The 6,999-nt window shown below is 38.5% G+C and carries 13 protein-coding genes; 1 reads left to right on the plus strand and 12 read right to left on the minus strand.

Annotated elements, in window-relative coordinates; translation table 11 throughout:
• The 6 genes from DV872_RS25450 to DV872_RS25475 all read right to left on the minus strand — a co-directional run.
• The coding region (locus tag DV872_RS25450) for a bifunctional DNA primase/polymerase (RefSeq protein WP_171832182.1) at positions 1-703 on the minus strand (703 nt) is incomplete at its 3' end.
• Between the two features lie 135 nt (positions 704-838).
• Positions 839-1,204, minus strand: a complete 366-nt coding sequence (locus DV872_RS25455; RefSeq protein WP_114632790.1) for a hypothetical protein — start codon at positions 1,202-1,204, stop codon at positions 839-841.
• A gap of 265 nt (positions 1,205-1,469) precedes the next feature.
• Positions 1,470-1,664, minus strand: coding sequence for a hypothetical protein (locus DV872_RS25460; RefSeq protein WP_114632791.1), 195 nt, complete (start codon positions 1,662-1,664; stop codon positions 1,470-1,472).
• Positions 1,665-1,729: 65 nt separating this feature from the next.
• Complete coding sequence (locus DV872_RS25465; protein ID WP_114632792.1) at positions 1,730-1,918, minus strand: hypothetical protein; 189 nt, start codon at positions 1,916-1,918, stop codon at positions 1,730-1,732.
• An 8-nt stretch (positions 1,919-1,926) separates the two neighbouring features.
• A complete protein-coding gene (locus DV872_RS25470; protein WP_114632793.1) occupies positions 1,927-2,166 on the minus strand; it encodes a hypothetical protein in 240 nt (79 codons plus the stop codon).
• Entirely contained in the window at positions 2,157-2,930 is a 774-nt protein-coding gene (locus tag DV872_RS25475; protein WP_114632794.1) for a ParA family protein, read from the minus strand. The genes DV872_RS25470 and DV872_RS25475 overlap by 10 nt, the downstream gene beginning before the upstream one ends.
• A gap of 163 nt (positions 2,931-3,093) precedes the next feature.
• Between DV872_RS25475 and DV872_RS25480 the strand changes: the two genes are divergently transcribed.
• Positions 3,094-3,981 carry a site-specific integrase gene (locus tag DV872_RS25480; protein WP_114632795.1) on the plus strand — a complete coding sequence of 296 codons (888 nt, stop codon included), beginning with the start codon at positions 3,094-3,096 and terminating at the stop codon, positions 3,979-3,981.
• Positions 3,982-4,295: 314 nt separating this feature from the next.
• Here the strand turns inward: DV872_RS25480 and DV872_RS25485 are convergent, their stop codons facing one another.
• The 6 genes from DV872_RS25485 to DV872_RS25505 form a co-directional block, all read right to left on the minus strand.
• Complete coding sequence (locus DV872_RS25485; protein ID WP_114632796.1) at positions 4,296-5,126, minus strand: phage capsid protein; 831 nt, start codon at positions 5,124-5,126, stop codon at positions 4,296-4,298.
• A gap of 2 nt (positions 5,127-5,128) precedes the next feature.
• Entirely contained in the window at positions 5,129-5,596 is a 468-nt protein-coding gene (locus tag DV872_RS25490) for a hypothetical protein (protein ID WP_114632797.1), read from the minus strand.
• 40 nt (positions 5,597-5,636) lie between these two features.
• Positions 5,637-5,813: a hypothetical protein gene (locus tag DV872_RS26740; protein ID WP_158547187.1), complete on the minus strand. Its 177-nt coding sequence runs from the start codon at positions 5,811-5,813 to the stop codon at positions 5,637-5,639.
• Positions 5,810-6,010: a hypothetical protein gene (locus DV872_RS25495; protein ID WP_114632798.1), complete on the minus strand. Its 201-nt coding sequence runs from the start codon at positions 6,008-6,010 to the stop codon at positions 5,810-5,812. Before DV872_RS25495 ends, DV872_RS26740 begins: the two co-directional genes overlap by 4 nt.
• Before the next feature lies 1 nt (position 6,011).
• The gene (locus tag DV872_RS25500) at positions 6,012-6,236 is read right to left on the minus strand and encodes a hypothetical protein (protein ID WP_114632799.1); all 225 of its coding nucleotides are present in this window, start codon (positions 6,234-6,236) and stop codon (positions 6,012-6,014) included.
• A 250-nt stretch (positions 6,237-6,486) separates the two neighbouring features.
• A partial coding sequence (locus tag DV872_RS25505; protein ID WP_216664454.1) for a primase C-terminal domain-containing protein occupies positions 6,487-6,999 on the minus strand: 513 nt, incomplete at its 5' end.

The raw sequence follows: 6,999 nt of genomic DNA on the forward strand, positions 1-6,999 counted from the left end.
CAGCTCTTTCAACTTCTGGCTTTTCAAGAGGAGGATCACAGCTGCTTTCATTGATTGCAATTAGAGCGTTATAGATTTCATCCAGTTCTGAATCTTTCGCCCTCATCGAGCAGCCGATACGGAAAAGAGTGTTATACCTCTGTCCCCGGGGAATCATTCCGTCTTCATGTTTTGGTGTAAGGAAAGTCTGCTTATCCTTTTTTTCTAGGATTTTTCTAGGCTTTAATTCTTCTTTTTTATTGGTCATTAACTGAATAAGCCATTCAGGAAGATCAGCGGGAATCATATCATTCAGGATCTTATATGCTGTCCCTGTCTCTGGGTGAATACTGGGAGATGCAACAACCTGGCCACCATCCGCTCTAATATCAATACCAGGTAAAATACCAACTCTGTTTTTAAAAGACTTATTCGCCTTAAAATAATAATGAGTTCCTTTTCCTGTAGAGACAGTAAATGTTTTTATTGATTTGTTTAAAGAATAAAGCGACTGACGGCCCAGATCCCCATCAATATCAAGGACAATAACCCCAGAGGATAAACCAGTCAGGATTCCTATATTAAATCCCTCTTCTAGCCATCCCGATATTGTTTTAATATCTCTGGTTCCATTATTTGGCCAATCTGATTTAGTTGGTATCTTTCCATCCAAAGAGATTAGCTGAAAGCCATAATCAATGTATTTCGATATAATATCGGGCAATCTGTTCCCCTCACATAATTGACGAATAGGAGAAAATCACCGATAATACTTCTTATCAGGGAGGTATTGCCTCGGCGATATCCATAAGAAAGGCTTTCAGTAAGTGTTGTCGCACTTATTAGAAAGTCTTTTTTTTTATTCTTCTTTGTAATCTTCTCCAAATCCCAAGGAAAGATGTTCTTTAAGTTTTATTTCATCATTCAAAGCTGCCATTGCTGCCTCAGTCGATACATAGGATTCTGCATCTGTATAATTTCGAATAAACATTGTATCCAGGGATCGAACATAATCATAAGCAAAATGTTCTAAGTCATACCTAAACGTATCTTTGGGATCTCCATAACCCTTCTGATAATTTAAAAGCATGTCATAAATGGCCTTTCTTACTAGAATAGCCATACTGACATTTTTCCCAGAAACATCGGAACAAGTCTCCGCGAGAAGATCTAATTTTTTAACTGTCTCATCACGCAACCGTAAATTAAATTTATTAACTAGCATTGAATAAACCTCCGGAACTATCTTCATTGTACTACATCGAAGACAGTTTTTACAAGGCCAAATAAAATACCTCTGATATATCTTCTGAATAAGACCCTCTATTAGTTGTTATAGGGTATGCCATGACTCCATTATGCTGTGACTGCCGAATGGATGTAAAATACACTTAGAGCAATTCTAGTATCGTTAAAATAGGTTTATAGAAATGGCAATAAAAAAAGCCCTCCTGAAATACTCAGAAAGGCCAAATATAAGGAAAGTGAACTTATTTAACAGAATGGAAAGCGGCAATATCTTCTCTAAACTTCTCGTTTGCATCTTCCAGGGATTTAATGGTTTCAATAGATTCCTGATCTTCTGGGTTTCTTTTTAACCGATCCTCATGATGTTTGATAAGTTCATCATTGCTCTTGATCCTGCTTTCCAAGTATTCAATTGTTCCCTCTTTTGATACAGCCATATAGTGGCCTCCTTTGTTTTTATATCTTCGTTACGTCTCTTATTAGCTTGATACTTCAAAGGTTTTCAGGTTTTCTCTGAATACTTAGATTCTTTTCCTTTTCCCCTGTCTGCTTTCCCCTCAATATATCCAGAAGAGAAGGACAGTCCGTCTGTATTCGGTGGTGTATGGAACCTCTCATAGTTAAATCCAGAGAGATATCCTTTCTTGTAATCTTCCCTTTTCAGATCGACAGCAAACTCTTTATCTTCCATATCAACCCCTATGACTTCTCTATAAACTCTTTGATTGCTCTTCTGACAAGATCCGAGGCCGTAACCCCTTCCTCTTCTGACATGCTTTGCAGGATGCTCCAGTGATTATCAAATATGAAGATATTCCTTCTGGTTTTCTTTTTCCCTGGCTTCTCATTGGCCCTGTTGTTTTTCTCTGCGGCATCAGCGATTCCCTTAAACTTATCCATGGTTCTATCTGACTGATCTGTATTCTTTGCTATTGGCATAAAAGCACCTCCACAATGCTGTTATAGGCTTCTACAGAGCGGGACTGCCCTGCTTCCTTGTCTCCCTTCCTCATGTACTCATATATCGATTTATTGACACCCTGGGCGTTCTTTAGGCTTGTATCCTGTGGAACTACCATTACAGTCATTCTATCGCCGACAGCGGCCTTTATGGCTTCCAGGTTCTCTTTATGGATTCCAAGAGACATATTTACATTATTAACAACAACCCTGTTAAATCCTATCTTTGATCTCATCTGCTTTCTAAGCTTTGTAAGCTCTGAGGCGAATATTTCAACACCATCAACAGAGAAAGGCTCCGGCAGGATCGGGGTAATAACTTCATCGGCTCCAATCATTACAGCTCTTTCCAGGCTCCCAAATGCAGGGGATAGGTCGTATATCACATAATCAAATCCAAGGGTTGCCAGCTCCCCTTTTAGATCATCAAAGATATAAGGTTCTTTTGTTGCCTGGGTTTCTCCCCATAGCCTTAAACCGCCATCAATGGCGAATGTCGGAATCATGAATAGATTCTCTCTAATCTCTGTAAATGCTTCGACAGGAGATACTTTACCTGATAGAACATCAGCCAATTCATTCATAGGCAATTCAGTAAAATAATTATTTGTCGCATTCCCCTGGGGATCACAATCTATTAACGCTGTTTTCTTTCCCTTCAATGCTAAACCATGAGCAACATTAACTGCGGTTGTTGTTTTTCCTGTACCGCCTTTCTGGACAGCAAATGCAATTGATTTCAAATAAACCCTCCATTCTCATATCATACACACATTATACATCTATTATATGTATTAAATCAACTGATAATCCCGTTTAATCCTTGACAACTCTATTCTACGTGTGTATGTTGTATGTATAAATCAATTGTAAGATAAGTCGGGTTTCCATTGAAAAGGGGTTTTTATGAACACTACACTAATTAGAGTTGAAGATAAAAAAAGCATTGAAGAGGCCATGAAAGTATGGTCTTGGAAGAGCTATTCATATAAGCATCTGAGGCCGTTCAATGATTATCTGGCGCTCACTGACAATGAGGATATAGAAAAGACGCTGAGGGGCTATTTTGAGGCTCTGAACAGTGCATTTAAGAACAATCAACGCTCTGCCTCTTCTGTCCGTATTGATAGGACAGCTGTTAAACAATTTATCCGTACTGAGATAAAGAAAACCAACGGAGGGGCATTTAACCCACAACTCAAGTTGCAGCTTGAAACTATGCTGAAAGATATTGATTCTGATATCAAATGTCCTGTTAAGAAAAAACAGCCTGTAAAGGATCAGAAGATCATTACACATGAGGAATACAGGATATTACTGGAAGATTGCACAGATAGCCGTATAGAGGCTCTGGCAAGGTTTCTATTCAATACTGGCATCAGAATATCAGAAGCTCTATCCATACGACTCAGAGGGGCTTACATGAGTGATGAAAGTGTTTCTTTCTCTGTTGTTGGTAAAGGGAATTCAGAAAGAGATATTATCTGTGACCGGAAGGTATGGGAGAGAGCTGCCGAAGTATTCCAGGGTAAAACATGGTTATTTGAGAATACCAGAAGCAACAAGCCCTATGATCCTGTATATCTTACTCAATTGATCAGAAGATACAGTGAAAAGAAAATAGGCAGGACAGTGACAGCTCATGTATTCAGGCACTACTTTGCAACAACCCAAATTGAGAAGGGAATGCCGATTCATACACTGTCTAAATTGTTGGGTCACTCTTCTGTTGATATTACAGCCCAGTATTATTTACATGATGTGCCACCGGAAGGATATTGGAGAGAGGAGTAAACGCCAGCTTGAGGGGCTGGTGGTGACAATATTTCATTTCTTAATGATTTCTTAATGGGATTTAGTCTTATTTACCTATCCAGTTTTATTTCTTAATGACTTCTTAATGAAAATGTCCTAAAAATAATGTTTTAGGACATTCCTTAAAAGAGTTGTCTATATTTAGATTCTAATAATATATGGAAAGGCTTCTTTTCTTACATAAAAAACCCTCTCTCCAATCAACGAAAGGAAAGAGGGCAACATTTGTGCATGTAGCAGCACAGTGAAAGTTTTATATATCCCAGATGCTTTCAAACTGGTATAGGTAAAAATTATGCCTCTGCTGCCTCATTTGCAGTCAGAAGGGCCAATGTACTGGCCTGGGTGACTTTACAGCCATATACCATCAAGGCACGGACAATATCACCGAACTGAGCGTTATTTCTCAATCCTTCCATTTTTTCGATGTTCATTCCAAAGCGGAAAGCATCTTTATCCCCTGCCATAACTTTATATTTGGCATTGGTTGTATTGACCACATTGTTTGAATTGTAAATCTTCAACCCATACAGGGATCCAATATATCCAGTCGCCAGTATTTCACTGTTTGCTGTATCCAGGGCAGGAAGAGCGATTAACAGGTCTTCTTTCATGAAAGGAGGGATTACCACCCATCTTGTGGAAGGATCTGCATTAGCTTCATCCAGTTTTCTGGAAATGGTTCTCAGGTATGTAAGAACATTGGCTGAATTGATTTCAATAGGAGTGGTACTACTTCCCAGTCCTGTTGTTATACCGGCTCCTGCATGAAGGGAGGCGATATAACTATCAATCGAACTCTTAAGACCGTGTGTTCCTTTCCTGATGATTTCAGCCATAATATTGGAATCAGTCTGTGCATCATCCACATCATCCACATTGACTGAAAAATATTTCTGCTGATTCAGATCCAGATCAATTCCAGAGTCGGTTAATGTCTGATTGCTTATATCTGTGTCTTTGGTGTAGTCCGAAACTGTTACAGCTCCAATATTAGAGAAATGAACCTGTTTACCGTTTACCTTTCCAATATCCTTGACTACTTCCTGAAAACAAAGCTGTTCCTGGGTTCCTTTCAACAAAAGAGTTGACCATAATTCCTGATTTAATGTTGTAATTGCCATTATTATTTCCTTTCCTGGTACTGATCCAGGTTATCGAGTATTTCTTTACTACTGGCATCAGCTAGGGGCTTTAATGCCTCTAAAGTGCTGATATTCCTTCTGGGTTGACGATTTCCACCAAACTTCTCTTTGAGCACCTTCTCAGTGATTTTGTTATACCGTTCTTCAATCTTTTGAATCTTTGATTCCAATTCTTCCGCAGGAATATCGGCCCCAACTTCTCCCAAAAGATCAAAGCCCAGATCAACTGGGATCTTTGAATCGATGAACATACTTTTTATCTGATCTTGAAAAGCAGATTCTTTATCTCTTCTTTCCATAATCATATTTGCTATTTTTTCAGCCTCAGCAGGAAGTTTCTTTTCCCAGGTCTCGTGTGCCTGGTTAACTCTTCTGTCTGCTTCTGCATCAATGTATTTTTTTAATTCTTCATCTTCTGAATGTAATTTCTTAATTTCTTCAATTGTCATAATTCCTCCAAATCTTGGGAAACATTACTTTTCTTTCATTTCACGGCTTCACAAATATGAACTGGTCTGGGTTCATCTGTGCAGCTTCTTCCCTGGTAACTGCATGGAACGCCTCTATTTTTCTGTCTGGATCGGGTGGATCAACCATCTTGAATCCACTGTGATTCTGATATTTATCAGTGATTTGTTTTTCAATCCTCTTTAACCTCTGATTCATTTTTCTAACCTTTCTTCTAATTCATCCAGGCGCTTTTCTATTTCCAAATCCTTTTCAAGCTTCCAGTAGTTTAGGAATGTGGCATAGAAGTAAATCAGGTTCCTGAACTGGGTATGATCCTTCTCTCCTGACTCTTCATATTCTTTTTTGAGCTTTGCCATTGCCTTTCTTGTGGCAGGAAGTGTATTTAATGCCATTTCACACCATCCCGTATGCTTTCTTTAAACTTTCATATTCAGGAGAGCATACAGCCATCTCAGGGCTATTATTCATCCAGTCTTCTACCCTCTGGATATCTTCTTCTGTTCTATTTTTTGGGATATTTGAGTACAGGAGGTCCAGGGCTTCATAGACCATTGGATCAATACCAATAGAATGACTGGCTTTTATCTCTAATCCCTTTATTCTGGCTTTATATCTCATAACATAGCCCCTTAAACTATACATATGTTAAGCATTTCTTATTATAGAATATACTTACACCATTCTCTGATCAACCAAAAACAACCTTTTTATGGCTATTTCTGGGCTTTTTTCGGCTCTTTTATTAAGTTTTTTTTAATTAGCGCTTCATAGATGCAGGGATAGGCTAAATGTAACTGGTCTTTCCGGACAGATCGGAGCAAATTAGTAATAGAATCATTCAAAGTCTTTTCCATAAGCTTTGTATTTTTCATTTCTTGCCACCATTGAACCGGTTAGGCATGAATTCAATATCTCTATGCTTATATGTTCCGTCTGAATCTCGTTCTGTTACCTTCAGGATTCCCAGGTTTTCAAAGTATCTGATTCCCTTCGGTATAAACTTCGGGGATAGCTGATAGTTCTTATTTATGAAGTTGGTGTAATTGTATATTTTCTCGCCATTGTTCAATGATGTTATCTGAACAAGAGCCATATACAGCATTGTGTAATTGAAAAAGTATGTTTTATCTTCATGAGCTCTGAAATATTCAAAGATGTTTCCACGGATTACCAGATCAACATTTTCAGCTTTTTTGAAGATTGTTGCTGTGTATTCCCCATTAGGTCCTTTTTTATATGAACAGGCCCCGTATGCAGCTCTTTCAACTTCTGGCTTTTCAAGAGGAGGATCACAGCTGCTTTCATTGATTGCAATTAGAGCGTTATAGATTTCATCCAGTTCTGAATCTTTCGCCCTCATCGAGCAGCCGATACGGAAAAG

Source organism: Oceanispirochaeta sp. M1 (genome assembly GCF_003346715.1).
Lineage (GTDB): Bacteria > Spirochaetota > Spirochaetia > DSM-2461 > DSM-2461 > Oceanispirochaeta.

What these genes read in the sequence shown, in the direction of transcription:
- DV872_RS25460 (WP_114632791.1), bottom strand. Translation starts at nt 1,664, where the DNA reads ATGGCTGTATCAAAAGAGGGAACAATTGAATACTTGGAAAGCAGGATC.
- DV872_RS25470 (WP_114632793.1), bottom strand. Translation starts at nt 2,166, where the DNA reads ATGCCAATAGCAAAGAATACAGATCAGTCAGATAGAACCATGGATAAG.
- DV872_RS25500 (WP_114632799.1), bottom strand. Translation starts at nt 6,236, where the DNA reads ATGAGATATAAAGCCAGAATAAAGGGATTAGAGATAAAAGCCAGTCAT.
- DV872_RS25485 (WP_114632796.1), bottom strand. Translation starts at nt 5,126, where the DNA reads ATGGCAATTACAACATTAAATCAGGAATTATGGTCAACTCTTTTGTTG.
- DV872_RS25495 (WP_114632798.1), bottom strand. Translation starts at nt 6,010, where the DNA reads ATGGCATTAAATACACTTCCTGCCACAAGAAAGGCAATGGCAAAGCTC.
- DV872_RS26740 (WP_158547187.1), bottom strand. Translation starts at nt 5,813, where the DNA reads ATGAATCAGAGGTTAAAGAGGATTGAAAAACAAATCACTGATAAATAT.
- DV872_RS25490 (WP_114632797.1), bottom strand. Translation starts at nt 5,596, where the DNA reads ATGACAATTGAAGAAATTAAGAAATTACATTCAGAAGATGAAGAATTA.
- DV872_RS25455 (WP_114632790.1), bottom strand. Translation starts at nt 1,204, where the DNA reads ATGCTAGTTAATAAATTTAATTTACGGTTGCGTGATGAGACAGTTAAA.
- DV872_RS25465 (WP_114632792.1), bottom strand. Translation starts at nt 1,918, where the DNA reads ATGGAAGATAAAGAGTTTGCTGTCGATCTGAAAAGGGAAGATTACAAG.
- DV872_RS25480 (WP_114632795.1), top strand. Translation starts at nt 3,094, where the DNA reads ATGAACACTACACTAATTAGAGTTGAAGATAAAAAAAGCATTGAAGAG.